Source organism: Paenibacillus sp. KS-LC4, assembly GCF_036894955.1.
Lineage (GTDB): Bacteria > Bacillota > Bacilli > Paenibacillales > Paenibacillaceae > Pristimantibacillus.
Genome location: NZ_CP145905.1, coordinates 2495248 through 2521605, shown reverse-complemented (window position 1 = coordinate 2521605; position 26358 = coordinate 2495248). Strand labels below are relative to the sequence as shown.

Below are 26358 nucleotides of genomic sequence, written 5' to 3'. Positions count from 1 at the left end.
TTTATTCTTGACTTGCTTTCAAGGTTTTGAATGGGGGCTGAATAGGCTAAGATGCGTTATGGTTATGCATTTACCTTCTGTCTCGGCATTGATTTAGTTGCTAATTTTCCCTGCAAATAAAGCGCAATATGGGCGGCCACGTCGACACCATGAATTTTCCAAGACTTCGAAAACTCCGGATTTTGATTGACCTCGCATACGAGATATCGTTTATGCTGATAATCATAAAATAAATCCAAACCATAGATACCTTCACCAAGCACCTCGGCCAGCTTGCCGCTAATCCATTCTATTTCCTGATTGATAGCAATGGGCTCAACCTCTGCTCCCAAATGCGTATTCGTCTTCCAGTTGTCGACCGATACCCGCCGAAACGCAACGATTGGCCGCTTGCCGACAATGACGACGCGAATATCATAATCCCCTTTGTCCACGTATTCCTGTACGAGCACAGGAAAGGACTGCTGGGTCGGATCAAGCGATTCTCTTGCCGCGATCCAGCCATCCAGGCATTCCTTGCCGACAATGCGGGCAATACCTCTTCCCCAAGAAGAGCTCGGCGGCTTGATTACAAATATGTTGCCAAAATCCTCGAACGATTCGAGGATTTTGTCTGCGGTAAAAGCTACCTTGAAGCGGGGCTGCGGAATATGATGCTTTTGAAACACCAGTGCTTGATGGATCTTGTTGGTGCAAATGTTAATCGCTTTAACGGAATTGATCGTTTCAATGCCGGATAGTTCCAGCATCGTTGAGCGGCTTAACGCTTTTTTCTGAGAGAGGCAGCGAATGAGCGCGACACCATATTGATCTGCCCACCCCTGCTCAAGAGGCAGCTCCATTGAGTCCAAATTCACCTGAACATGATGACCTGCCTGCTGGAGCAGCTCGTAAATCCGCTTCTCCTCCTCACGCAGCTTCGTTACACAAAGCAAAATATCCGTATTTGTCTGCTTCATGATCAGGCTCCTTTACTCGCCCCAAGTTTCTTCAATCTCGGGGGCTAATGCTACTGAAATGCTATTATTTACAGCATGGACCTCATGCTCTTGCCCGCATGATGAGCACTCTACGATTTCTCCGCTTATTGCATCAGACTCCACACTAATTTCCGATTTGCATACGATACAGCTAACGTCCGCCATTACCAATCTCCACCTATCCACAAGTTTATTTTTCGCCAACAGCTACATTTTCAGAATATTCAGTCTTCTAACTCGCTATCGCACAGCTCTATCTATCTTTTTTGTTCTCTCCTCCTCATTTAACCAAAAATAGTAAAATGCTGGTGGCAAGATGAATCGTACAATGTCTCTCCTATCGTTGTCAATTAAAATAGATAATTCCTATCGGAATATAATTATTTCTATCTATTTCCTGTTTTCTATATCCATTTCCAAAAATAAAAAACCGCCATCCGAATGCCCGGATGGCGGTTTCTCACCTACTTATGAACTATATATGTCGAACGATGTCATCAATAATGGCATAGGAATTAGCCGCCGCTTGCACAGTGAACTCTGGGAAATTGACATGTGCAGATCCATCTGCCTTATCCGACATGGAACGGATGATCACGAAGGGCACCTCATTCATATCGCATACTTGAGCCACCGAAGCGCCTTCCATTTCTGCACAAGCACCATTCATCGTTTCTCGCAGCAAGGCAACTGTCTCACGGCTCGCAATAAATTGGTCGCCGGATAATACAATGCCTTGTAGACTATGTCCTTCAAACAAGCGGTTGCTTGCATCAACAGCCAGTTGAACGAGTCGCTCATCTGCTACAAATTCCGACCGCACGTGAAATGGAATTTCACCGCGTGCGAAGCCAAGCGGCGAGCAATCCATATCATGCTGAATGCAGCTTGTAGATACGACGATATCCCCAATATTTAGGGCCGGATCAACGGCTCCGGCAACGCCGGTAAACAACACACAGTCCGCGCCCAAATCAATTAAAATTTGCGTACATACAGCAGCGTTGACTTTGCCAACACCGGATTTGCAATAAATAACGGTCTTATCATGAAATTGACCTTCATAATAAGTAATGCCAGCCTTCACCGTTTCCCTAGTGACTTGGACGTGCTGACCGAGAAGCTCAAGCTCTTCTACCATCGCCCCAATGATGCCTATTGTGTTAAAAGTCATGCTTTCTATACCCCTCCAACAGATTGGCGCACAATCACTTCATGCGGCAAAATAACTTTGGAGTGATCGACGTTTTCTTTATTCATCAGCTTCGTGAGCAGACGCATGGATACAGCTCCGATATCATACATAGGCTGGGCAACAGCCGTCAATTGCGGACGAACCATCGAAGCCATACGGCTGTTATCTACGCTAATTACGGAGACATCGCCTGGTACGCTCAGACCAGAGTCCTGAATCATATGAATAGCACCAATGGCCATCTCATCTGTCGCCGAGAATACCGCAGTCGGACGCTCGTCCAGTTCAATAAAATATTTCATGGCATCAATGCCCGATTCATAGCGGTAGTTGCCGATACGAACAAGCGTATCATCATAGGCAATACCAGCCGACTCCAGCGCCCGCTTATACCCTTGGAAACGAGCATAGCCATTCGCAGGATCCTGCAGCGTGCCACTGATCATTGCAATGCGGCGGTGGCCCTGCTCCAGCAATTTGTTGACCGCATCAAAAGCTGCTTCCTCATGATTAATATCAACGGAAGGAATTTCACCGTTCTCATCCGTCGTTGCACATAATACGATTGGGACATTCGTTGTCTTGAACGCCTGCATATGCTCTTCCGTTACAGCACCGCCCATAAAAAGCAAACCGTCAACCTGCTTCTCCAGCAGCGTGTTAATAACGCGGATTTCCTTATCCTTCTTCTTGTCCGCATTACACAAAATAATGTTATAGTGGTACATATTCGCAATGTCTTCAATACCCCGTGCCACTTCAGCAAAAATAGCATTGGAAATATCGGGGATTACGACACCAACTGTTGTTGTTTTCTTGCTGGCAAGGCCCCTAGCTACCGCATTAGGACGGTATCCCAGACGCTCAATGGCCTCGTAAACCTTCTTGCGGGTTGCGGGTTTCACATTCGGATTGTTATTGACAACCCTGGAAACCGTAGCCATAGATACTCCTGCTTCTCTTGCTACATCATAAATGGTTACCGTCAAGGTCCTTCTCTCCATTATCTCAGATTTTTCACTTTCGCCCACTGCACAATAGAATAATCATACGACAAAATATTACTTTTCGCAATGTTAGCGACTAGGCGCCTTCATTTCTGAACAAGCCTCTGCCCGCAAGCTCATTCCTTTATTGCATTATGTATGCCTTGTCGGTCGGCTAATTTGGCCCAGCCGCTTCGTAATATCCGCTATCCAACCTTCATCCTCAAGCCCTTGAGCAAGCAGCAGCAGATCCAGCAGCGCATCAATACGCTCCTGAATAAGCCGTTCCACCGCAGCAGGATCGGATTGCTTCTTCGTGTTTATGGCAGTAACGAGCAGGCTCGCCCATTCATTGCATTCATCGAATAGAAAGGTTTGCTTGGATGGCTCCGCGCCCAGCTGAGCAATCAGGCCAGTCAAATCGGGCTTTACTTCTGGAAACACTTCACTTCGACTGCAGGCTACACAGGAATAAATAGGCACATTGTCGATTTCCACTTTCCCAGAATAAATGACGGTTCGCAGCTTCATCTTCATGATGTCGCCACAATGACACCGCTTTTCCAAGTTGGTCCACTCCTTCACGCGGACGGCTGTACCGCCCTTCATCTCCGTATATGCTCATAATTTGAGATGCGTAAAATATTCGACCTTTTTCGCGATAAATCCTGCTTTCATCCTCATGTAATTTTTACTATTAGCATTCTAAATGATAAAAGAAAAATTAAATTCCATCACACTACCTCGCAATGCATCGCCATAACCGACGCACGGGCGGCAGCGCCACCAAAGCAGCCCATATGGCTGCTCCGATCATATCATTGCGGACATCGGCTGCATCCGGCATTCTTCCGCCTACGAAAGATTGGTGAAATTCGTCGGTTATGCCATAAAGGCCGCATAATACGACGATGATGACCTTCATGCCCAGACGGTCGGCCCTTGCTCCGATAGCAAAATCTATAGTGGCGGCGAGCATAAAATAAGCGACAAAATGTCCCCAATCAAAGCTGACCATTTGCGGAAAAAGCTTTTGAAAAAAGGGCAGCAGCGTATTCATCTCTTCGCCCGTCGTCGCTGATGCGGCAAAAATCGCTGCCATGACAAATACGGCTGGAATACAGCGGAGCACTCTTACCGTACGCTTTGCTATGGTTTGCTTCATAAGTTCTCCTTCGATACAATAGGTAAGACAATATGAAATGGAGGGAATCGCTATGACCTTACACAATAAAACCGTTATTTGCCTGCTGGATGATGAATTTGAAGATTTAGAGCTATGGTATCCGGTATATCGCGTCCGCGAGGCGGGAGCTACCGTTCTTTATGCAGGTCCTGAGAAGGGCAAGAAGCATATTGGAAAATATGGCGTGCCCGCCGTTGCCGACCTCAGCTTTGATGAAGTAAGCAGCAGCGACATTATTGGCCTGCTTGTTCCTGGAGGCTGGGCGCCGGACAAGCTTCGCCGCTACCCTAAGGTGCTTGAGCTTGTGCAGGAGCTTAACGCAGCTGGCAAGCCAATTGGACAAATTTGTCATGCGGGCTGGGTGCTTATTTCCGCTAAAATATTGCAAGGACGCAAGGTCACTTCCACGCCTGGCATTCGCGACGATATGGAAAATGCCGGTGCCGAATGGTTTGACGAGGCGGTTGTCGTAGACGGAAACCTCATCTCTGCGAGACGTCCGCCAGATCTCCCGCCATACGCCAAAGCTTTCGTTGACGCATTAGAGCAGTACAAAGGCCAAGCGTAAACGGCTGAGGCCGTCCTTTGGCGGCATAAATGGTTATACTTTAAGACATAGAGGCGCTTTGTCTTCTGGCATCATTTTCATCCATAAACTTCCCAAGCAGCTCATGTATGTCCGCACTTGTGCGGCATTCCAGCAGCTTCGGAAGCAGCAAGCGGCTGTCTTCCTGCCTTGTGCGGAGCAGCCGCTCCTTCACCTGCAGCAGTGAATGCGATGAAATACTAAGCTCATCGACATCAAGGCTCAGCCATATTGGCAGCGCCTTAACATCGCCAGCCAGCTCTCCGCAAACCCCCACCTTAATGCCGTTTCGGCGTGCCGCATCAATCGTGAGCTTGAGCATTCGCAGCACTGCGGGATGAAATGGCTCGTACAAATACGAAATCTCCTCATTCATTCGGTCTACAGCAAGGGTGAACTGTACCAAATCATTCGTGCCAATGCTGAAAAAATCAACCTCGCCTGCCAGCAAATCAGCAATAATAACCGCAGCCGGAACCTCAATCATGACACCAACCTGCAAATCCCGGTTATATGGCTGGCCTTCCTGCTCCAGCTCCTGCTTCGCCTCAGCTAAGACTGCATTTGCTGCACGAACTTCCTCAACCGAGGAAATGAGCGGATACATTAGCTTAACCTGTCCATAATGGCTTGCCCGCAATATTGCCCTAAGCTGTACTTTAAACAGATCCTTGCGATCCAGTGAGATGCGGATGGCACGATAGCCTAGAAACGGATTGTCTTCCTCAGCAATATTAAAATAATCGAGCTGCTTGTCACCGCCTATATCAAGCGTTCTAATGATGACCGTTTTGCCTTCAAGCTTCTCCGCTACGCTGCGGTATACCTCGAACTGCTCCTCCTCCCGCGGGAAGCGATTGCGGTCCATATATAAAAACTCGGTGCGGAACAAACCGACGCCATGCGCCCCGCTCGATAAAGCAATTTCCAGCTCTTTGAAGGAGCTGATATTGGCCGCAAGCTCCAGCCGCTTGCCATCCGGCGTTATCGGCTTATGATCGACGATATCGCGCAGACGGGTTTTTGCTTCTTGCTGCTGCCGCTGTTTCGCTGAATAAAGCTCGACAATCTCCTGAGGCGGCTGTACATACATGACACCGTCACCGCCATCGAGCACGATCATTTGGCCCGTCTGAATCGGTTCCTCCAGCTTCGCCTCCACTCCAACGACGAGCGGAACGCCGAGCGCCCTCGCCATAATAGCGGAATGGGAAGTCGTGCTGCCTGCCAGCGTAACAATGCCAAGTACATTTTGCGGATTAATATGGGCAAGCTGCGAAGGAGAAAGCTCCTTGGCGACAAGAATAAACGGCTTTGTGTTAGATGGCAGCTTAATTTCCGGCACACCAAGCAAATGCTTGAGCAGCCGATTGCCGACATCCTTTATGTCCAGCGCACGCTCCTTCATATATTCATCATCCAGCAAATCAAACATCGTCACAAAATGATCAATCGCTTCCTTGACTGCAACCTCTGCTGCCTTGTATTGCCGGCTAATAATGCCTTGAATTTCATTCATAAACACCGGGTCGTCCAAAATCGCAAGATGCGCGTCAAAAATATGGGTTTCCGAAGGACCAACCACTTCCCGCAGCTCGTCCTTCATTTGCTCGATTTCGAATTTTGACGTTCGGATGCCTTCATAAACACGCTCGAACTCACGAGCAAAATCAGCTACATCGATGCGCTGCTCCGGCAGCTCCCACTCCCAGCTGGGCAATACGAAAGATTTTCCGATCGCTATGCCTGCTGACGCTCCAATACCTTGTATCATGGCCTTTCCCCTCCAACTTGTATCTCTTTAAGCACGACCGACATTACGGAAGATTGTCCTTTTTTAACCGTTTTATATGGTGCAAATCGCCATGAACGCACGAGATCCGAATTGGTAATGACCATCGGAGTCGCCAGCGATTTGCTTTCCTTGCGCACCTGCTGCAAATTAAAGCGAATGAGCAATTCGCCTGGAAGCACCATGTCCCCTTCTTTGACAACGGCCTTGAAATAACCTTTGCCGCCAAGCAGTGACGTATCAATGCCGATATGAAGCAGCACCTCAAGCCCTTCCGGGGTTCGAATGCCAATCGCATGCATGGTCGGGTAAATATGAATAACTTCCCCTTTGACAGGCGAGACGAGCTCCCCTTTATCCGGTATAAAGGCAACACCATCGCCAACCAGCTTGCCGGAAAAAATCGGATCGGGCACTTCACTGAGCGCAATCATCTTTCCTTGCATCGGTGAGCTGAACAGCACCTGCTGTTGGTCCCGCTGAATCGTATTCAAAATTTCACCGCGAATCAGCTCCGAATACGTACCGAATACGACCTGCACATTGCCGCCGCCAAGACGAATGACCCCGGCTGCTCCCAAATTACGCAGCGCCGCGATATCAAGCTGCTTCTCATTAGCTACCTTCAAGCGCAGCCGCGTAATGCATGATTCCATTTTCACAATATTGTCCTTGCCGCCAATCGCCTGTAAAATAAGCGGCGCACGCTGCGGAATATCGCCAGCCCACTCATCGAGATGCGAGCCTTCCTCGCGCCCTGGAGTCGGAATTTGAAAACGGTCGATCGCCCAGCGGAATAGAAAATAATAAATGAGCCCGACCACGATACCAATAGGTATGAGCAGCCAGCCCCGCGTAGCCAAATGCTCGTTGACGATAAAATCAATCGCTCCGCCCGAAAATGAAAAGCCATGGCGAATGCCCAGCTCATACGTCACCCACATAATGACGCCTGAGAGCAGCGCATGAACGACGAACAAATAGGGCGCAACGAACAGAAAGGCAAATTCCACAGGCTCGGTCACACCGGTCAAAAAGGAGGCTAACGCCGCGTACATAAACGTTTTGCGGATTTTAGGCTTAAGATCCTCCCTTGCCTCATGAATAATGGCAAGCGCGATGGCGGGCAGTGCAAACATCATCGTCGGATACATCCCCGCCATAAACACGCCTGCTGTCGGATCTCCAGCGAAAAACCGCGGCAAATCGCCATACACGGTTGTCCCATCCGCCATCGTATAACCGCCAATTTGGAACCAGAAAACATGGCTGACAAGATGGTGCAGGCCAAACACAACCAAAATCCGATGGACAAAGCCATAAAGAAAAACACCGAACCCGCCTCCTGAAGCTACAATGTTTCCTAGCTCCTCAAGCATCCGTTCAATATATGGCGTGAGTCCAATCATAAATATAGAAAATAAGACCGATATAAAGCTGACGAACAGCGGCACAAACCGCGGCCCTCCGAAAAACTGTATGTATTCAGGCAAACGCAAATTTTTAAATCGTTCGTAGCTAAAGCCTGAGATAATACCCATCAACGTTCCGATAAACACCGTCGGCTCAATTTCCGGCACAGCTGTCTGCGTGATGCCTACATAAATGAACATCCCGCCAAGCGCCGATAAAGCAGCTGCGAGCGCATTTCCTGTCATGCCGAGCGCAATGCCTACCGCAAACAAATAAGGAAGGTAAGTAAAAATGGCATGGCTTGCGGCCTGCAAATAAACCGTAAGCTGCGGCATTCCAATATAATCCCATGGCAATTGACTGAGGCTCGAAAATATGGCTGCTGCTGGAAGCACAATCATTGGCAGCATAAATGCTCTTCCGAGCTGCTGCAGGCTTCCTAATATGTTCACTTTCGTACCCCCTTTGCTGATTAAAATGTCTTTTCCTCGATGGTAAGGCTTTCCGCACGTTTTGTCAAAGTGAAGAGCGGGCCTTTCGGCCCGCTCTTGTTGATGATTGTTCCTTATAATAACGCAACAGCGGCGGGCTTAGCTTAAGCCCTGCGTGATTGGCTTAGCGATTTGGGCCAGCCTGCCACCCCAATTGCGAAATGACCGGACCGGACTGTGCATAAGCGTTCGTTGCATGGTATACCGGATTTTGACCTGTCGCCGATTGCACCGGCATGCCGCCATGCGTTTGGTTTTGGTTATTGGACATTCCTGCATATCCGCCGCTTGAGAAGTTTTGGTTTTGGCCCGCATACCCCGTGTACCCCGTATGAGACTGTGCATAATGCTGCTGCGGACTCGCCTGGTAGCCTAAGTGCGAAATGACCGGGTTTGTAGCATAATTAGCTGAGCCAAGATGCGATGTATAGCTTGGCATATGCTGCTGAGCCGTGAACGATTGGTAACCGCTATTTGGCTGATATTGATGCGTTAAACCTGTATTTTGTTGATAGCTTGGCATATATGCAGCAGAGCTGTAGCTGTGCTGATTCGTCGCCTGATTACCGCCAAATGGAGATTGCACAATGCTGCTTTGGGTCTGGTTGAAGGTCGGTTGGCTCAGTTGGCCTTGGTAATGCGACTGAACAAAGCCTGATGGTTGATAATGGTTCGAAAATTGACCTTGCTGACCCAGTTGACCTTGCTGCCCTTGGAAATATCCTGGCTGTTGCGACATTTGATTCACGTGTTGTCCTCCTCGACATTAAAAAAGAAAGTCTTCATGAACGACACACTGTATCGCCCGTGAAGCCTTTCTTATTATGCCTAAGTCGCTCGGTTTTTTATTACAGTCAGGTTTTGGATATAGAGCAAGGATGACAAATCATATCCTTTCCTATATTTACAGCAATATCGAATCCTCAACCTTAATGCAGCGGTCCATAATGACCTGCAATCCGCCTGCTTCAGCGATGCTTGCCGCTTCATCACTCGCTATGCCGAGCTGGAGCCACAAAATCTTCGCACCAATAGCAACCGCTTCCTCTGCAACTGGCGGGGTGTGCTCACTGCGTCTGAAAACATTGACGATGTCCACTTTAAATGGAATATCGCTTAACGTCTCGTAGCGGGTTTCACCCAAAATTTCTGCCGCCTTCACAGCCGGATTGACCGGAATAATGCGATAGCCTTTCGCCTGCATGGCCTGCGATACCATATAGGAGACGCGGTCAGGCTTGTCCGACAAGCCGACCACCGCTACAGTAGCACTTTGCTCAAGAAGCTGCTTTATTTTCTCACGCGAAGGATTTTCAAATGCCATATGAGCCACTCCTCCCATCATCCACCTCGTTATTTCCCTAACGCTAGCTTATTCTACCCACTCTACGTTCGCACCAAGCGCCTTCAAATGGTCAAAATAAATCGGGTAAGACTTCGCTACATGGTGCGCGTCGCGGATGCGGATTGGCTGCTTCGAGCGCAGTCCGACAATCGTGAGCGCCATAATGACGCGGTGATCATAATGCGCATTGATTTCAACGCCGCCTTCAACGCCTTCAGGTCGTCCGTGAACGATAATTTCGCTTTGACGCTCTTCTACATTCGCGCCCGCTTTGCGAAGCTCGTTCAAATAGTCGGTAATGCGGTCGCATTCCTTATAGCGCAAATTTTCAACATCATAGAAGCGTGAGGTGCCTTCAGCAAATACGGCTGCTGCTACCATTGCCAGCACCGCATCCGTCGCTTGGTCGCCGTCAAATTCTACAGCTTTCAGCCTGCCATTGCCCTTGACATGAACGATGTCATTATGATGAGTAAGCGGCACTTCCATCATTTTAAGCACATCCACGATCGCACGCTCGCCCTGCTTGCTTTTCTCAACGAGTCGATGCACGATGACATCCGATTGCGTCACTGCCGCAGCTGCTAAAATCGCTGCCGAGCCTGGGTAGTCACCTTGTACAGAATAGGTTTTGGCTGCATAGCTTTGGCCGCCCGGAATACGGTAGCTCATCAAATCCTCGCTTGCGTGAATAACGATGCCTGCTTGCTCCAGCACCTCCAGTGTTTGTCCGACAACAACCTTTGATTTCAAATCATTCAGCACCTCAATCTCGCTGTCTTCTGCAAGCAGCGGAGTCAGGAACAGCAAGGCGCTCAAAAATTGCGAGCTAACAGCGCCTGACACTTGAATTTTGCCGCCCTTTGCTTGTCCGCCCTTAATGGTAATCGGCAGCTTGCCTTCATTATGAGTCACTTGTACGCCAATTTGTCCAAGTGCATCAATTAAATCACTGTGCGGGCGTTTGCCAAGGGAATCTGGGTAACGGTTTACGAAGGTTACCTCTGGGCAAAGCGATACAATGGCCATCAGAAAGCGAAGAACGGCTCCTGCATTGCCTACGTCCAGCTCCTTTACATCCTTTGGATTGCGGCCAAAGCCGGTAATAACGATTTTCTCTTCGTCCTCTTCGACAACAGCGCCCAAGTCGCGAATACAACGGCGCATCGCATCGCTGTCTTCACTGTGAGCGGGATAATAAATCGTGCTCGTGCCTTCAGCAAGAGCCGCAACAAGCAAATAGCGGGTTGTATAATTTTTTGAGGAAAGCGCTTGAATTTCCCCGCTTAGCTTAGGGGTTGGCGTAACTAAAACATCTGTCATTTATTTTGTCTCCCTTGTTTGTAATATAGTTGCGCATACAGCATGCACATTGAGCGATGTCGTATCCAGCACAAGATGCGCAAAATCGTAAGCGTGCCTGCGCTGCTCCATAATCCGATTCACATTCGCGGCAACGTCGCCTTGCAGCAGCGGCCTAGACGAATCGGACTGCACCCTCGCAATAATCTGCTCGGCGCTAGCCTTGAGCGCGACAACGAGACTCCCGCTCAGCATTGCATCACGATTGGCTTCACGCAAAACAGCGCCTCCACCTGTCGCAATGATAGCTGGCTCCTCGCGGCTTAGCAGCTCTTGAATCATGCTGCTCTCCAAATCACGAAAGCCTGCTTCTCCGATTTCCGCAAACAGCTCCGCGACCCGCTTGCCCTGCGAGCGTTCGATTTCCTCATCGGTATCGAATCTTGCATAACCGAGCTGCTCGGCCAGCAGGCGGCTGACGGTCGATTTCCCTGTTCCCATAAAGCCTACCAGCACAATTTTGCCGTGGCGGCCTGCCTCCTGATTCATTCTCTAGTGCCCCCATCAAATTAGTGTATCCTATTAATTTCTTCAACCATCATATCATTTTTTGCAGCGAATCGGGTATAAAAAAGTTCGTTTTGCCGTATCGTTGATAATAATTAGAACGATAGGAGGGTGGCCGTCATGACAAATGATCGTGAATACTCAGCCGCACAAAAGGCGGAACTGCGCATTAACCGTATGCTAAACCCCACACATCCGCTATCCCGCGAAGATGTCATCTGGATGCTCGAATATATTAAAAAAAAGGTGGCCGACGAGGATCCTGGTTTAACAGGTTTGTCGCAGCCACGATTGTTGCGTAATTTTCATTGCTTTGCCGAGGCCGCCATGAGCCTCATTCACCGTGGTCGCGCCTCCGATCAGGAAGCCGACCGCTTGCGGAGCTGGCTGAAGGAGGCGTCCTACGGTTTAATCGCAGCAAAAAGGAGCGAGCCGCACGAATAATGCCGCTCGCTCCTCTGATAAGGCTCGATTAAAATTGGATTAGGATTGAATCCAGTTGTAGTGGAAAGTACCTTCTTTGTCCAGACGCTTGAACGTATGCGCGCCGAAGTAATCGCGTTGTGCTTGCAGCAGATTCGCTGGAAGACGCTCTGTACGGTAGCTGTCGAAGTAAGCAAGTGCACTTGCGAATGCAGGAACTGGCGTACCGTTAGCAACAGCGGCAGATACCACTTCACGCCATGCGCCTTGGTACGATTCAACGATTTCCTTGAAGTAAGGATCAAGCAGCAGGTTGCGCAGATCCGCATCACGGTTGTAAGCATCTGTAATGTTTTGCAGGAAGCGAGCACGGATAATACAGCCGCCGCGGAAGATTTTCGCGATTTCGCCGTATTGCAGGTTCCAGTTATATTCATCGGAAGCTGCACGCATTTGAGCAAAACCTTGCGCATAAGAGCAAATTTTACTTGCAAACAAAGCTTTGCGTACGGATTCAATGAATGCCGCTCTGTCGCCTTGGAATGGTTGTTTTGCAGGACCGCTGAGCACTTTGCTCGCTGCAACGCGCTCTTCCTTCATTGCGGACAGGAAGCGGGTAAATACGGATTCTGTAATGATGGAAAGCGGAACGCCCAAATCAAGCGAGCTTTGGCTTGTCCATTTGCCAGTACCTTTTTGACCAGCGGAGTCCAAAATTACATCTACCATTGGCTTGCCTGTTTCTTCATCGTATTTCGAGAAGATGTCCGTTGTAATTTCAATCAGGTAGCTGTCCAGCTCGCCTTTGTTCCACTCGCTGAAAATGCTGTGCAGCTCTTCAACGCTAACGTCAAGCACGTTTTTGAGCAAGTCGTAAGCTTCGCAGATCAGCTGCATATCGCCATACTCGATGCCGTTGTGCACCATTTTTACATAGTGGCCTGCGCCGTCTGGTCCGATGTATGTGCAGCAAGCGTCGTCGCCGACTTTTGCCGAAATAGCTGTAAGGATTGGCTCAACCAGCTTGTAAGCCGACTCTTGTCCGCCTGGCATGATGGAAGGGCCCTTCAGTGCGCCCTCTTCGCCGCCGGATACGCCCGTGCCGATGAAGCGGATGCCTTTATCTTCAAGCGCTTTGGAACGGCGCTGTGTGTCAGGGAAATAAGCGTTGCCGCCGTCAATAATGATGTCGCCTTTGTCCAGATGCGGCAACAGGGAGTCAATTGTAGCATCAGTACCCGCGCCTGCTTGTACCATGATCAGAATTTTGCGCGGTACTTCAAGCGATTGCACGAACTCCTCAACCGTATAAGTTGCAACGAGGTTTTTGCCTGCTGCTTCCTGAATCAGGTCGTCCGTTTTCTCGCGGGAGCGGTTAAATACCGACACCGTAAAACCTCTGCTTTCAATATTAAGGGCTAGGTTTTTGCCCATGACTGCCAAGCCAATTACACCGATTTGCTGTTTAGACATCTGGTTCTTCCATCCTTTGTTATTGTATTTGGGTCAACAATAGCTCTATTTTACTCCTTTTGTGCGGAGAAGAAAACTAGTAGGGTTTAAAAATATAACCAAAACACCATCAGTTTTATTGACCGCTTTAGAAAGTTTACCTTATATTGCGCCAGAATGCGACCTCATGCTAACAAACAATGCTGCTGTTCTACAACTATTTTAAGCAAGATGCAAAAAAAAACGGGAATAACCGCAATGGCTGCTCCCGCTTGATCTATTTTGTACAACCATTGTTCTGAAATAGACGACGTTTACAATTCGAGTTGCAGCATTTCCAGCCGCAGCTCGCCAAGCTTTGCTTTTGACGAAAGAACCGCCGCCTCATCTTTAGCTCCTAAAGCTTCATGCAGAACGGCTAGCTCGTAATCAAGCTCATAGCGCAGCACCGGAGCGCGCTCCTCTGCTCGTTTGGATTGGAAAGCCTTGATCATCTCTTCCATGGTGACAAGCGGCTTCTTCTGATAAATAATCCGATGTTCCATACCGGACACCTCCACAAGTCGTATAATCTCACCGAACATAATGCTCTCAATGACGATTTGACGATCCTTCATTCGCTTGACCACGGCATGACCTCTTGAATCATTAATGAGCTTTTCCAGCAGCTCCGACAGCCTCTCGTCCCGGATTACATAGTCTCCCACCATCTTGTAGCTATCCTTCATCCGCTGAAACTTAAGCTTTACAAGCTTGCGGCCTGTTCGTATCGAGATGAGAAACTGAACCTCCGTTTCGCTCCAATACAAGGAGTACCCTTCCTGAATGAGATCGCGGATGAGATTTTGGATTTGCCGCCGTTCAAATCGCAGCTCCAAATTGCAATACTCGACTTCGTGGCTCTTATTCACGGCAATCCCTCCTTCAAGGCAGTGTCGTAACACCTTTCACAAATTTGACTAAATGTTCTGACAATTTGTTCTTGATTCTATCTTATACTCCATCATATGTTCTGGCAACTTGGTTTATTGACTAATTTTAAAGCAAAAGCTGATTTTGGGTAAAAAAATAATACAAGCCGCCCCATTTGGGCGGCTTGCAGCAAGCGCTGAACGCGCCCCTACGAATTATTTAGGAGGCATCTTATCGTTTTTATGGCAGCAGCGGTGTGCGCAGCTCCTTATCCGGTGCATCCGTCGTGTAATAATAGATGGACAGATCAAGGCTGTCTCCCTCGTAGTTCCGATAAACCTCTGTCGAGCTGTTAATGCCGTCGCCGGAGAAATTAGCGGTTAGTATTTCACTAGGCACTCTGTCTCTCCCTTTTCCGCGGAACGTCTGGTTGACGCCGCCGAACGTTTTGTCGTCGCTTTCGTTTTGCAGGAATACATCTGAGCCCTTACGGTAATAGGTCCACTTAACTGGATAGCCGCCCACTTCCGTCGTCATGTACTGCTTTTCTTCCTTTATATTGCTCAAGTGAATGACTGCATCCTTATCCGTATGCTCTGTTACCTCATAGCTTTGAATGAGCGTAATCGGGGTCTGCTCCGAAATGACAAGTCCCTGCGGACGCTCAAACCGTATAGCATTATTATAAGGCTCATTGCCTCTCCAAAGGTAACCTTCTAACAATGTTCCTCCAACATCTAGCTTATAATTTTGGAAGGGGTACTGCATATATTTTTGCTCATGGCTTGTTGTAAGCCTGATTTGGGTTGGCGTAATGACAATCTGATCAATTTTAAAGCTATGTTGCTGCAAATCAATCGGCACCTGAACGTCATGTTTAATCGTGCCAGAAAGCATCTGCTGCTTGTCTAGCTCAAGCGGTATGCTCCACCCTCCGTCAATTCGTCCTTCTTCACGGGCATAGCTAAGGCTGAAGGTTAAATGACTGCTCGTCAAATCACTCTGCTTAAAATATTGCAGCATCGTATATTCACCATTAGGCCCCGGCTTCCCAAATGTACCGCTGCGGCTTGTTTTAACACGACTGTTCCCGCTTTCGATTGTTAACTCAGGGAACGCATAGCCCTCTACTGTTTTATCTGTAAAGGTGAGCGCGGAGGAAAGCAAAACCTCATCCCCATTTTGCTTGAAAAGCTGAACCTCCAGCTTGCCGATTCCATCCTGATCCAAATTAAAGCGTTGTATGTCATCGCTAGTCAGGTCGAGCTCTATTGGGATGACGGCGTTCGAAATAAAGCTTGCCCCCGACGCTGAAAAATCCACCTGCTCCACAACCTGCTCCGGCGTCCATTCCGTCTCGAAATAACCACGATATGAATGGCTTGCCTCATCCCAGCCTCTCATCGAATAGTTGCCTTCAATCGCTTTCCCCTTTGAATCCATCAATCGCATATCTGAAAAGGATAAATAACCGGCCTCTCCGCCCGCTGGAGCGAGACTGTAAAGAAGAACCGTACGGTTGTCATCAACAACTGCCGTATGAATGGTAAAGGTCGCGCCGTCCTGAACGGACGACTTCTCGATTTTTTGTCCCATGCCTTGAGCAAGAGCCGATTGAATACCGCTTCTGCCATTCAACAGATGAGCCCAATCTAATTGATAGGCAAAAACAGGAGTCGCCGCGACTAAAGCAATTGCCGCCGCAATCACTAGACCACGCTTTAGGCTGCGCGGCTTCTTCAACAGGTGCACCGCTTCCGCTTCGCGCCCCGACGCTTCCGTATCGCTGCCCTGCTGCGAGCTTGCTCTGCTAACTTGAAAACCCGCTGTCCCGACCGCCTCCCCTCCGCTGAAAGCATCCTCCTTACCTATATGCTCAATCCGCTGCCACATCGCCTCAAAATCAGGATAGGCTGGCGGTTCAGCTTTTTTCAAGCGCTGAATCATTTCGTTCTCTAATAGTTTCATAATGCATGCCTCCTTGTTCATATTTTCCATCCTTGGCCTCCAGCGCCTGCTTCATCAGCTTTAACCCTTTGTGCAGCCGCGACTTCACCGTACCTACTGGAATACCTAGAATGTCCGCTATTTCTGGCAGTGTTTGCTCCTGCATATAGCGCAGCGCTATTACTGTGCGAAATTTTAGCGGCAGCTGCTCCACGAGCATGCTGTATTCTTGATGCGCTTCCCGCTTCTCGACCACCTGCTCCACCGTTTCCGGGTGTCTGCGCATCAGCCAGCCGCTTAAGCTTTCTTTCAGCCGCCCGTTTTTGGCGCGGCGGATTGCATTTAGACAGGAATTAACTGTCAAACGCAGCAGCCATGCTTTAAGCTGATCAACCTGCCGCCATTCCTTGCGGAAGGCCGTCACAAACACTTCCTGACATATATCTTCCGCATCCGCTGCATTTCGGAGCATGTAGTAGCACGTTTTATACACGTCCCTATTATATTGCTCGAACAGCTCTCTTTCCGTCATAACCCGCTTTTCCTCCTCTCGCACTCGCCATGTACACCCTATAAACAATTAAAGGAGTCAAAAGGTTCATTTTCTGCTCTCAATTTTTTATAACCTTTATTTTCACGAATGTTGAGCCACCATACGACTACACAAAAATAGCGCATGTTCCTCTACCAGCGGACTTCGCCAGTAAGCAAGTACATGCACTATTTTAAACGATTCTATAGATAAGCTGAATGCTTGCTGCTGCAAGCTAGCTGTTTATCTCTGACTCGGACGCAGCACGGCTCCGCCGAAAATCAGCAGGACAACAGCGAACAGCATTAAAATAAGCATAGGCTGTGCAATTTCGCTGAGTCCCGCTCCTGTACTGAGCTTGTCAATCGCTTGCAGCGCCCATTTTTGCGGCATAAAATTGGCCAGCTTCTGCATAAACTCCGGCATCATGGATAGCGGAAAAAAACAACCGCTGATCATCGAGGTCGGCGTAACGATGAGCAAATTGATTTGGCTGAGCTGGTGGGCATTTCGCACAAGCCCTGCAACAGCTGTCATCACGCCAATGGCGGCCAGCATGAAGGCTTCCAAGACCAACAGCATCGCACCAAAGGAAACGCCCGGCGAATATCCAAACACATAATAAGTAAGCGAGAGCACAAGCACAAGCTGAATGGTGCCCACCAATATGCTGCCCAAGTAATTGCCCAAAGCAATATCAAGGGCACGAAGCGGCGCTGTATACATGCGGGCCATCGTCCTTATTTCCCGATCCTCCATAATAAAGCCGACAGACTGGCTGACCAGCAGCATGAGAAAAAGCAAAATCACTCCAATCATAATCGGATTGGCAGCAACTACCCCTAGCTTCATCGGCGTATGCTCCAAGGCAACCGCAGGCCTTGCCTGCTGCTGCTCCAGCAGCTCGCTAAGCTTCCCGGCATCGAGAACACCCCCTCCACCAGCCGCTTGCAGCAATTCAGCGGCAGCGGCTAGGCTGCTTGCCTGAGCCTCTAGGGACGATAGCAGCGAGGCATTCCACAGCTGCTCCGTCCAGCGGTACAGCACCGGCTGCGGCTGCTCGCCAGCAAGCAAGCGCTCCGTAAAATCGGCTGGAATAAAAATCGCTGCATCCGCATCACCAGCTGCAACAGCCTCCCTGACCTGCTTATCTGCCCAATCCGGCTGTATTTTCACCTCATAAAGCGAGTCCTGATTTACAGTATCCAGCACATAAGCGCCCATAGCTCCTCGATCTGCATTGCTGATTATAATGACTTCTTTACCGAATTGCAGGCTGCTGAACAAGCCAGCAATAACAGACAAGGCGATTGCAGGAAGCAGTACATTAAGAAAAAAGCCCCGGCGTGTTCCCATCGTTCGACGAATGAGCTGCATCGCAATTGGCAGGCTAGGCATGCTGCTTCACCACCTTAGGCAAGCGAATAATAGCTAAAATAGCAAGAACTGCGGCTATCGCGGCCAAAATACCGATATTTTGCCAAACAAGAACTCGGCTTGAGCCATCCATTAAGCCACGCAGCGCCGCATTCGCCCAGAAATTAATGTTCAGCTTGCTGATAAGGCCCAGCTTATTCTGAATCATCGCCACCATGCCTCCGCTTAAGAAGGTCATGCTGAACAGCAAGGTGTTGAACAGCGTCTGCATCGTTTTGACGGTAGCGGCAAATGATGCAATCGTGAGCGCAAGGCCAGAGCCGGCAATAATCGTCAGCAGTGAGATCAGAGCAATGCCCCAATAAGCCCCTCCCCAATCGACGCCGTAAACATATTTGGTCACAACAATGATAATAATGGCCTGCATGACACCGAGCATTGCGGCTCCGCTAATGATGCCCGCTACAACTGCACCAAACGACGTAGGGATGCCAAATAAGCGCTGGAGCGTTCCTGCACTTTTTTGCCGCAGCAAAGCAACCGCTCCCGTCATGCCGCCATACTGCAAAAACATGATTAAATAGGCAACTGAATAATATTGAATTGCAGATACGGAGCCAAAGGTTTGATCTGATCCACCGCCCAGCGTCTGCACGTTAACCCGCGCCGCAGCCTCCTTCTGACTGCCTGCCAGCCCAGATAAGCTTTCTGGCCCAAGCACCTTAACAGCTGCAGACTGCATGTTTACTTGAGACAGGTACGAGCGAATGACCGAATTTGCCGCAATATTTTTACTTCCATCGTTACCGTCGAACGTTCGCCAGCTAACAGCTTCTCCCGCCGCAAGCTTGTCAGAGTAGTCCGCAGGAATAACAACACCGTAATCGGCAGAGCCATTTTGCACCGCCTCCCGCACTTTGTCCTCATTGGTGAATACTGTGGGAATGACGTACGGAACGACATCAGCCCCCTGCCAAAAAGCATCTACACTCGCTCGCTGTGCTCCTTGATCGCTGTTGTATATCGCTACCTTTGCTGGCTTAATGACACTGTCAAAGGCGCTGCCCAGCAAATAAATCAATAGCAGTGGAAGCAGGGTGAGCACGACAAGCAGCGTATGCATTCGGCTCATTTTGATCCATTCATAAGTAAACGTAATCCACCATGTCCGCATATTCCACACCTCCTATTCATCTCGCAGCGAACGGCCGGTTAATTGGAGGAAAAGCGACTCCAAATTCGGCTCGACCCTCGTGAGCTGCCGCAGCGAAATGCCATGCTTTTGCAAAATAAACAGCAAATCCTGAAGAACGGAGGGCGATTCCTTGACGGTAACCTCAAGCCTCCGCATGCCTTCCTGCTCATCTATTTGTTTAACTGCCGGATGCTCGCCCATTTCCTTTGCCGCAGCCTGATGCGCCTGATCGACTTCGAAAATAATTCGCTCCTCCTGCCCCACCTGCTGTCTCAGCTGCTCCTTGCTTCCGCAGGCGATAAGCTTGCCCTTATCGACAATGCCGATTCGCGAGCAAATCGCATCCACTTCCTCCATGTAATGACTTGTATATATAATCGCTGAGCCCAGCCGGTTCAGCTCTCGAACCGAATCCAATATATGATTCCGCGATTGAGGATCAATGCCGACCGTCGGCTCGTCCATTATAATCAGCTTCGGGCGATGCGTAATGGCGCAGGCAATGTTGAGCCGGCGTTTCATGCCGCCAGAGAAGGTTTGCGGCTTGTCTTTCGCCCGTTCCAGCAGCCCGACAAATTGCAGCGATTCCTCCACTCGCTGCTTCAGCTGCTTGCCTCTAAGACCGTACAGCCTAGCAAAAAAGGCAACGTTCTCCCAAGCGGTCAGTGTATCGTAAATCGCCAGCTCCTGCGGAACTAACCCGATTAGACGCTTAACCTCAAGCGGCTGCTTGCGAATCGAATAGCCGCCCACCTTAATTTCCCCGCCGCTCAGCGGAAGCAGGCCTGAAAGCATATGAATCGACGTGCTTTTCCCTGCGCCATTCGGTCCAAGCAGTCCGAAAATTTCGCCTTCGCCAATATCAAAAGTCAAATGGTTGACGGTAATGGTGCTGTCATATTTTTTAACTACATCTCGAAATGTTACTAGACTCATCTACGCCTCATCCTTCCCATTCATCATCTTGTGTTTATTATAAAACGCCGCCCTTAGGGCATACAGCTCTACAAAGTCACAAGCTGAAGGTGACGAAAGTCATATCCTTAGCGCTGGCTGTATACAGCCGGTTTTTGGACGATTATGCTATAATGAAACGATAGAAATTAAAAGTAAAAACGCATTAGGCTGATAATAGCCTATGGCGATGCGGGAGCTAATCCGACATGTTTGTACCGTTTTACTGGTTTCGCGGCCTATTGATTGCCGTACCCGCAGTCATCAGCGTATTCTCCATTTCATCCGCAAGCTATGCCATTTATACGATCGGCGTCTTGGTTTCATTGTCTGCCATTAAACTAGTTACGCTGTTTCCTAAATATGTGGTGCTGATTTTGTTTATGGAGCTGTTGGGCTTCGGATGGTTCGCCTATCATTTTGGCGGCGTCTTGTTCCTGCTCCTCTTCTCTACTTTAATAGCAGCATTAAGCACGAAGCCATCAGCCGGGCTTGCCGCAATATGGCTCATGGCAGGAGGGATATGCCTCTGGATCGCCATGCGCGGGCTAGCGCCAAGCATGATGGCTGCTATGCTGCTGTTGTGGCTGACGATTGGGGCGGTGCTTCAGGCTACCCAGCAGGTGGAGGGCAAGAGAAGCCAAGTAGAGGCGCTGTATGCAGCGCTTGCACATAGCCATGAGGAGCTGGAAGCCGCAAGGCGCCGCATGCAAAGCTATGCCTCGCAAATCGAGCAATACGCACAGACTGAAGAACGCAATCGGATTGCACGAGACATACATGATGATCTCGGACATCGCTTAATCCGGGTGAAAATGATGTCTGAGGCCGCGCTGCATCTGTTTCAGGCGGACCCTGCCCGTGCGCAGGCGACCGTCGGGCAAATTCGCGACCAGCTGCAGGACAGCATGGAGCGGATGCGCCAAACCGTGCGCAGGCTCGCGGTACCCAGCGAAGGAGACTCCAGGCAATATGCGCTGGATCGCCTCGTTAAAGATTCCGGCGAAGCGCTCGGCATCGCCGTCGCCTTTGAGGTGCAAGGAAACCCACTTCCTCTCTACCCGAGTATGGAATTTATTTTGTTCAAGAACGCCCAGGAAGCCATTACAAATGCGGTTCGCCACGGAGGCGCCACAAGGGTTAAGGTTACGCTGCTATTTCAACCGCGCACCGTAGCCCTGACGATTGCCAACAATGGAGCTGTGCCCGAAGGGGCCATTACAGCAGGGCTTGGCATGCGCGGCATGCGGGAGCGTATATCATTAATCGGCGGAAAGCTGTCTTGGAGGGCGGACGATGGCTTTAGCGTGACGACCGAGCTCCCGCTGCTAGGAGGCGCTAGCGGCGCTGACGAGAAGCATGGATTTGTGAAAAGATAGGAGGACGCCGCTATCATTACCGTATTAATTGTAGATGACGATCCGTTTATTCGGGAAAGCATGCAGGTTATTTTGCAGCTCGACCCTGAGCTTCACGTGGCGGGCGTATGCGAAGACGGCAAAGCCGCAGCAGATTTTGTGCAAAGGACGAAGGTCGATGTCGTATTGATGGATATTCGCATGCCCGGCTGTGATGGCGTCGAAGGCACGCGGCTCATTCGGGCATTGGAGCAGCCCCCTGCCGTCCTCATCCTGACCACCTTCGACGATGACGACTATATCGTGCAGGCTATCCGCTGCGGCGCCGGCGGCTATTTGCTGAAAAACGTACCGCCAAGCCGCATTATTAATGGCATTAAAACCGTTTACGAGGGCTCGCTGCTCATTCATCCCGATATTGCCCGCAAGCTGGCGGGCATGATTACGATGCCAGATGCGGAAGAAGCTGCACTGCCGGTACTTTCCCCTGAAGAACGTACTAGCGGCGAGCTTGCAGAGCGTTACAGCTTGACGCAGGCCGAGCAGCAAATTATTCGCCTCGTTGCCGAAGGGCAATCAAATAAGGAAATTGCCGCATCGCTTTTTTTGAGTGAGGGTACGATCAAAAATTACATTTCCGACATGCTGCACAAGCTGGGGCTGCGGGATCGCACGCAAATGGCGATTTTTTATTTGAAATTATCATTCATTCCAAGCAAGGAGAGATAACCGTATGAGCATAAAAACGATAGAGAGTAGCAGGACCGAGCTTGAAGGATTTACACAAGAGGATTTCGAGGTGTTTCAGCTTCAGGGACTAGCGGAGCGGATGGCGGGAATCCAGGAAAAAATCCAGCCTAAGTTTCGCTCCCTTGGCGAGCGCTTGCGCACCGAGCTGTCCATGCAGGCAGGCGACGAAATGTTTTTGCATGTAGCGAAGCATGCCCGCCGCTCCGTTAATCCGCCTAAGGATACGTGGCTCGCGATTTGCAATAATAAGCGCGGGTATAAGGCGCATCCGCATTTTCAATTGGGACTGTTTGACGATCATCTGTTTATTTGGTTCGCCCTCATTTACGAGACGCCGAATAAATCCCGCATCGCCTCCGCCTACTTAAATGAGCTGGATGAAATTATCGCGCAGGTTCCTTCCTCTTATGTCATTTCGCTTGATCATACAAAAAAGGAATCCGCTCCCGTCAGTGAAATGTCGGAGGAGCAATGGAAGCAAGCCCTCGTCCGCTTCCGCGACGTCAAGAAGTCCGAGCTGCTCATCGGTCAGCATATTGCGGCTGACGACCCGATTTTGCGTGATGGCGAAGCGCTTGTGAAGCTTGCTTCCTCAACCTATGAATCGCTGCTGCCGCTATACCGCCGCTCGCTCTTGCAGGAATAAATCACATCATATATTGCATACGCCAAAAGCCGCTGCCCTTGTCTCTTGCAAGGTACAGCGGCTTTTGAGCGATTAGCAGATTTCGTAGAAGTGCCTGCTTGATGAAAAACGATCGGCAAGTTAGTAGTCTGGTCACTTGGATAATTTGCGCTTCAATAGCCTTACCACATAATAGGCAGCTGCCCCAACTAACATGACAAGCAATACCTGCAGCCATGCCCAACTAGGAGTGTTGTCCACCCAGCCGACGGCTACGTTTTTCTGCAAATAGTCAACCGATTCATATTGCGCCATGATGTCGGGGACATATTGCTCCGTCATATAGATGCCGCCAATTAGCTGCACACCATAAAAAACAATGACAAAGACAACTCCTGTCAGCAAGGCGCGAAAAACCGTATTTTTCATCTACGTCTCCTCTCCTTGTATTCCTATCCTCATTATTATAGAAATCAAGCTTGCGCTGCTGCCTTCTTTTTATCCATTTGACGGAATTGCATGAGCAGCAGAAGTGCTGCCAAACATAGAATGCCCCCTGATACATAGGGAAGCCTTAAATCCAGTGTGAACAGGAACGTGCCTGCCAGCGGCCCCGCAATACGTCCCAAGCTGTCCATCGAAGAGCTGAGACCAGAGGCAACCCCCTGTCCAACCGTCGTCTTCTGAGTAATTAAAGACGTTACACAAGGGCGAATGAGCGCATTGCCAATGCCAAACACGGCCAAGGAAAGCGTGGCCCACCAAAGCGAATGCGCAGCAAGCAGCATGAAAAAGCCGATGCTGGATATGACGAGGCCAATGGCAATGTATTTGCCCTCCTCGCCCACTTTGATCCTTCTGCGCACGACACCGCCTTGAATTAATGCACCCACAAAGCCGCAGACGAAAAACAAAATCCCTACCTCAAGCGGCGTTACATCAAAGCGCCTCATGCCGAAAAACTGCAAGGTCGCTTCCAGTCCTGCAAGCGTAAACGTGACGAAAAATGCCAGTATGTACAAATATTTCAGCGGCCCGGTAAAAGCTTTCCAGCGTGACTCCCGGCGGCTTGCACCCATGCGGCGCTGCTCAGGCGTAAGCGATTCCTTGAGCTTGGCCCATGCGAGCACGAATGTAATCAGTGCAAGCGCAGAGGCTGCATAAAACGGCGTTTCCAGCGACACGAGGCTCAGCAGCCCGCCAAACCCAGGCCCAATCGTAAAGCCAAGGCCGATTGACATGCCGACCAGTCCCATGCCCTTGGTGCGTTCCTCAGGCGTTGTAATATCCGCTACGTAAGCAACGATAACCGAGGTTACTGCACCGGAGAACAAGCCACCCAGCACGCGGGATAAATACATCAGCGTCAAATTGCCCGACGACAAGCCGAATAAGACAAAGCTTAGAGCGAAGCCAAGTACGCCAATGAGAATGATAGGCCGTCTGCCGATTCGGTCAGACAGGCTTCCCCATATCGGAGAAAGCACAAACGATACAGCCGAATATACCGCGAGCATTAAGCCCGTATGCGCCTCCGCGCCAAGCGGGTCCGCAGCTTTAATAATTTCGGGCATGACCGGGATAATAATCCCGAAGCCAATAAATGTTGTCATTAAGGTAGCCATTACAATTAACAAGCGTCTGTCCATTAAGCTCATCCCCTCCACACGTTATGTTATCATAACTGGCTGTTTTCTGGTAATGAACAAATGGAGAACAAATAAGACAAGCAGCATCGCTCCGCTTACTAGAAAAGGCGCCTGATGGCCGAAGGTATCCCACAGCTTGCCGGACAAAATCGTGCCCAGCACCATGCCTGAGCCTTCAATCGTCAAAAAGAAGCCCCATACGGCACCGCGCTCCGCCTTTGGAATCGCTTGGGCAATTAAAGCATTCCAGGCCGGAATGATGCAGGCATAGCCAATGCCTACAATCGCCACAATAACAAGCACAAGCGGCAGTGAACGGGTCATGCCAAGCAGCGGCAGCGAAATGGCGGCGAGGAGAAACCCGACATGCAAAAACCATTTTGTCCCGACCCGGTCCACAAGCTTCCCTACCGGAATGAGCCCCAGCACCGTAATAGCCCCGCCAGCGATGAGAAACCAGCTGTACTGAGCGGGCGTCAGATGGAGCACCGAACGCGCAAACAGCGTTAAGATCGGCGTCAGCAGACCAAGCGAGAAGTTCTGCACAAACATCGCCGGATAAAGCAGCTTGCTGGCATGCAGCGACTTGCCTACTTTGGCAAAATAACGGCTGGCGCGAGCTTTGAACGGCTCCTTGGCAGCATCACCTTTCCCTGCTGTATGCCGAGCCGTCTGTGACGCTGAGTCCTCCGCTGCACCTGAACGCTGCTTCATGCGACCGCGTCCGGGCAGAAACATCGTCGTGAGCACAACGACGATCATACCGCCAATGATGAGGCGGAAAGCTGCCGTATACGAGCTGGATAGCAGGAAATTAATTACAATTGGTCCTGCGCCCACACCGACCAGCCAGGAGACATAGACAACACTCATCGCCCGCCCATTCGCTTCCTCTCCAGCCTCCTCTGTCGCTCCTGTAATGACGCACGGCCATAGTGGGGACGTCCCAATGCCTAGCAGCAGACAAGCGACAACTATCCAGCTCGTATGCTGGGCAAAAGCGACCAGTAATACGGCCGTAAAGGTCAGTATAATACCCGCAAGCATGACGGAGCGGTAGCCTAAACGGTCAATGAGCCAGCCAATCGGGCTGCGAAACAAATTGTCACCAATATATTGCAGCGCCAGTGCCCAGCCAATTGCGTAAGCTGATAAGCCAAGCACCGTTCCCATGTACACAGGCAGAATGGAAATGAGCAGCGCTCCCTTTACAAATTCAATAATAAACATAATGATCAGAAGTTGAATAATAAAAGGAGAGCGCCAAATAACGACGCCTGATGGCTTTTTGCCTGAACGTTCTTTCATTTAATATCGAGCCTCCGTTTCTGCCGCAAGCAA

27 protein-coding genes are annotated in these 26358 nt (G+C 49.9%); 5 read left to right on the top strand and 22 right to left on the bottom strand.

The features are described from left to right. Positions 1–62: 62 nt before the first annotated feature. The 6 genes from V5J77_RS10800 to V5J77_RS10775 form a co-directional block, all read right to left on the bottom strand. Positions 63–959, bottom strand: coding sequence for a RimK family alpha-L-glutamate ligase (locus V5J77_RS10800; RefSeq protein ID WP_338555767.1), 897 nt, complete (start codon positions 957–959; stop codon positions 63–65). A 12-nt stretch (positions 960–971) separates the two neighbouring features. Further along, complete coding sequence (locus V5J77_RS10795; protein WP_338555766.1) at positions 972–1145, bottom strand: lysine biosynthesis protein LysW; 174 nt, start codon at positions 1143–1145, stop codon at positions 972–974. 310 nt (positions 1146–1455) lie between these two features. Continuing rightward, a complete protein-coding gene (locus V5J77_RS10790) occupies positions 1456–2154 on the bottom strand; it encodes a 5'-methylthioadenosine/adenosylhomocysteine nucleosidase (protein WP_338555765.1) in 699 nt (232 codons plus the stop codon). Between the two features lie 5 nt (positions 2155–2159). Then, on the bottom strand, positions 2160–3164 hold the full coding sequence (ccpA, locus tag V5J77_RS10785) for a catabolite control protein A (RefSeq protein ID WP_338555764.1): 1005 nt from the start codon (positions 3162–3164) through the stop codon (positions 2160–2162). A gap of 150 nt (positions 3165–3314) precedes the next feature. After that, positions 3315–3728, bottom strand: a complete 414-nt coding sequence (locus tag V5J77_RS10780) for a hypothetical protein (RefSeq protein WP_338556703.1) — start codon at positions 3726–3728, stop codon at positions 3315–3317. A gap of 172 nt (positions 3729–3900) precedes the next feature. Further along, positions 3901–4326: a VanZ family protein gene (locus V5J77_RS10775; protein ID WP_338555763.1), complete on the bottom strand. Its 426-nt coding sequence runs from the start codon at positions 4324–4326 to the stop codon at positions 3901–3903. Positions 4327–4378: 52 nt separating this feature from the next. Between V5J77_RS10775 and V5J77_RS10770 the strand changes: the two genes are divergently transcribed. After that, a complete protein-coding gene (locus V5J77_RS10770; protein ID WP_338555762.1) occupies positions 4379–4915 on the top strand; it encodes a type 1 glutamine amidotransferase domain-containing protein in 537 nt (178 codons plus the stop codon). A gap of 40 nt (positions 4916–4955) precedes the next feature. On the opposite strand, the gene ptsP is transcribed toward V5J77_RS10770, so the two are convergent. The 6 genes from ptsP to V5J77_RS10740 all read right to left on the bottom strand — a co-directional run bounded on the left by ptsP (position 4956) and on the right by V5J77_RS10740 (position 11825). Beyond that, positions 4956–6707: a phosphoenolpyruvate--protein phosphotransferase gene (gene ptsP / locus V5J77_RS10765; protein ID WP_338555761.1), complete on the bottom strand. Its 1752-nt coding sequence runs from the start codon at positions 6705–6707 to the stop codon at positions 4956–4958. Continuing rightward, complete coding sequence (locus tag V5J77_RS10760; protein WP_338555760.1) at positions 6704–8590, bottom strand: glucose PTS transporter subunit IIA; 1887 nt, start codon at positions 8588–8590, stop codon at positions 6704–6706. The genes ptsP and V5J77_RS10760 overlap by 4 nt, the downstream gene beginning before the upstream one ends. A gap of 163 nt (positions 8591–8753) precedes the next feature. Next, the gene (locus V5J77_RS10755; RefSeq protein WP_338555759.1) at positions 8754–9377 is read right to left on the bottom strand and encodes a hypothetical protein; all 624 of its coding nucleotides are present in this window, start codon (positions 9375–9377) and stop codon (positions 8754–8756) included. 156 nt (positions 9378–9533) lie between these two features. Next, positions 9534–9953: a CoA-binding protein gene (locus tag V5J77_RS10750; RefSeq protein WP_338555758.1), complete on the bottom strand. Its 420-nt coding sequence runs from the start codon at positions 9951–9953 to the stop codon at positions 9534–9536. 48 nt (positions 9954–10001) lie between these two features. Continuing rightward, the gene (aroA, locus tag V5J77_RS10745) at positions 10002–11297 is read right to left on the bottom strand and encodes a 3-phosphoshikimate 1-carboxyvinyltransferase (RefSeq protein WP_338555757.1); all 1296 of its coding nucleotides are present in this window, start codon (positions 11295–11297) and stop codon (positions 10002–10004) included. Next, entirely contained in the window at positions 11298–11825 is a 528-nt protein-coding gene (locus tag V5J77_RS10740) for a shikimate kinase (RefSeq protein WP_338555756.1), read from the bottom strand. A gap of 138 nt (positions 11826–11963) precedes the next feature. On the opposite strand from V5J77_RS10740, the gene V5J77_RS10735 reads away from it, so the two are divergent. After that, positions 11964–12287, top strand: coding sequence for a hypothetical protein (locus V5J77_RS10735; RefSeq protein WP_338555755.1), 324 nt, complete (start codon positions 11964–11966; stop codon positions 12285–12287). Between the two features lie 39 nt (positions 12288–12326). On the opposite strand, the gene gndA is transcribed toward V5J77_RS10735, so the two are convergent. The 7 genes from gndA to V5J77_RS10700 form a co-directional block, all read right to left on the bottom strand. Continuing rightward, a complete protein-coding gene (gndA, locus tag V5J77_RS10730; protein WP_338555754.1) occupies positions 12327–13739 on the bottom strand; it encodes an NADP-dependent phosphogluconate dehydrogenase in 1413 nt (470 codons plus the stop codon). Between the two features lie 293 nt (positions 13740–14032). Further along, positions 14033–14629: a hypothetical protein gene (locus V5J77_RS10725; RefSeq protein ID WP_338555753.1), complete on the bottom strand. Its 597-nt coding sequence runs from the start codon at positions 14627–14629 to the stop codon at positions 14033–14035. A 241-nt stretch (positions 14630–14870) separates the two neighbouring features. Next, positions 14871–16598: a DUF4179 domain-containing protein gene (locus V5J77_RS10720; protein WP_338555752.1), complete on the bottom strand. Its 1728-nt coding sequence runs from the start codon at positions 16596–16598 to the stop codon at positions 14871–14873. Beyond that, positions 16552–17109 (bottom strand): RNA polymerase sigma factor, encoded by a 558-nt coding sequence (locus V5J77_RS10715; RefSeq protein ID WP_338555751.1) that lies wholly within the window; start codon positions 17107–17109, stop codon positions 16552–16554. Before V5J77_RS10715 ends, V5J77_RS10720 begins: the two co-directional genes overlap by 47 nt. Positions 17110–17352: 243 nt before the next feature. After that, complete coding sequence (locus tag V5J77_RS10710; RefSeq protein ID WP_338555750.1) at positions 17353–18507, bottom strand: ABC transporter permease; 1155 nt, start codon at positions 18505–18507, stop codon at positions 17353–17355. Further along, on the bottom strand, positions 18500–19660 hold the full coding sequence (locus V5J77_RS10705) for an ABC transporter permease (protein ID WP_338555749.1): 1161 nt from the start codon (positions 19658–19660) through the stop codon (positions 18500–18502). The genes V5J77_RS10710 and V5J77_RS10705 overlap by 8 nt, the downstream gene beginning before the upstream one ends. A gap of 12 nt (positions 19661–19672) precedes the next feature. Continuing rightward, a complete protein-coding gene (locus V5J77_RS10700) occupies positions 19673–20617 on the bottom strand; it encodes an ABC transporter ATP-binding protein (RefSeq protein ID WP_338555748.1) in 945 nt (314 codons plus the stop codon). Between the two features lie 227 nt (positions 20618–20844). Between V5J77_RS10700 and V5J77_RS10695 the strand changes: the two genes are divergently transcribed. Genes V5J77_RS10695 through V5J77_RS10685 form a run of 3 tightly spaced genes read left to right on the top strand, consistent with a single transcriptional unit; the run spans position 20845 to position 23389 of the window. Next, the gene (locus tag V5J77_RS10695; protein WP_338555747.1) at positions 20845–22014 is read left to right on the top strand and encodes a sensor histidine kinase; all 1170 of its coding nucleotides are present in this window, start codon (positions 20845–20847) and stop codon (positions 22012–22014) included. Between the two features lie 12 nt (positions 22015–22026). Continuing rightward, the gene (locus V5J77_RS10690) at positions 22027–22722 is read left to right on the top strand and encodes a response regulator transcription factor (RefSeq protein ID WP_338556701.1); all 696 of its coding nucleotides are present in this window, start codon (positions 22027–22029) and stop codon (positions 22720–22722) included. 4 nt (positions 22723–22726) lie between these two features. Further along, positions 22727–23389: a DUF1054 domain-containing protein gene (locus tag V5J77_RS10685; protein WP_338555746.1), complete on the top strand. Its 663-nt coding sequence runs from the start codon at positions 22727–22729 to the stop codon at positions 23387–23389. Between the two features lie 132 nt (positions 23390–23521). Here V5J77_RS10685 and V5J77_RS10680 read toward each other — a convergent pair whose 3' ends face one another. Genes V5J77_RS10680 through V5J77_RS10670 form a run of 3 tightly spaced genes read right to left on the bottom strand, consistent with a single transcriptional unit; the run spans position 23522 to position 26325 of the window. After that, positions 23522–23797, bottom strand: coding sequence for a hypothetical protein (locus tag V5J77_RS10680; RefSeq protein ID WP_338555745.1), 276 nt, complete (start codon positions 23795–23797; stop codon positions 23522–23524). A gap of 44 nt (positions 23798–23841) precedes the next feature. Then, positions 23842–25017 carry an MFS transporter gene (locus V5J77_RS10675; RefSeq protein ID WP_338555744.1) on the bottom strand — a complete coding sequence of 392 codons (1176 nt, stop codon included), beginning with the start codon at positions 25015–25017 and terminating at the stop codon, positions 23842–23844. Between the two features lie 21 nt (positions 25018–25038). Then, positions 25039–26325, bottom strand: a complete 1287-nt coding sequence (locus tag V5J77_RS10670; RefSeq protein ID WP_338555743.1) for an MFS transporter — start codon at positions 26323–26325, stop codon at positions 25039–25041. Between the last annotated feature and the right edge of the window lie 33 nt (positions 26326–26358).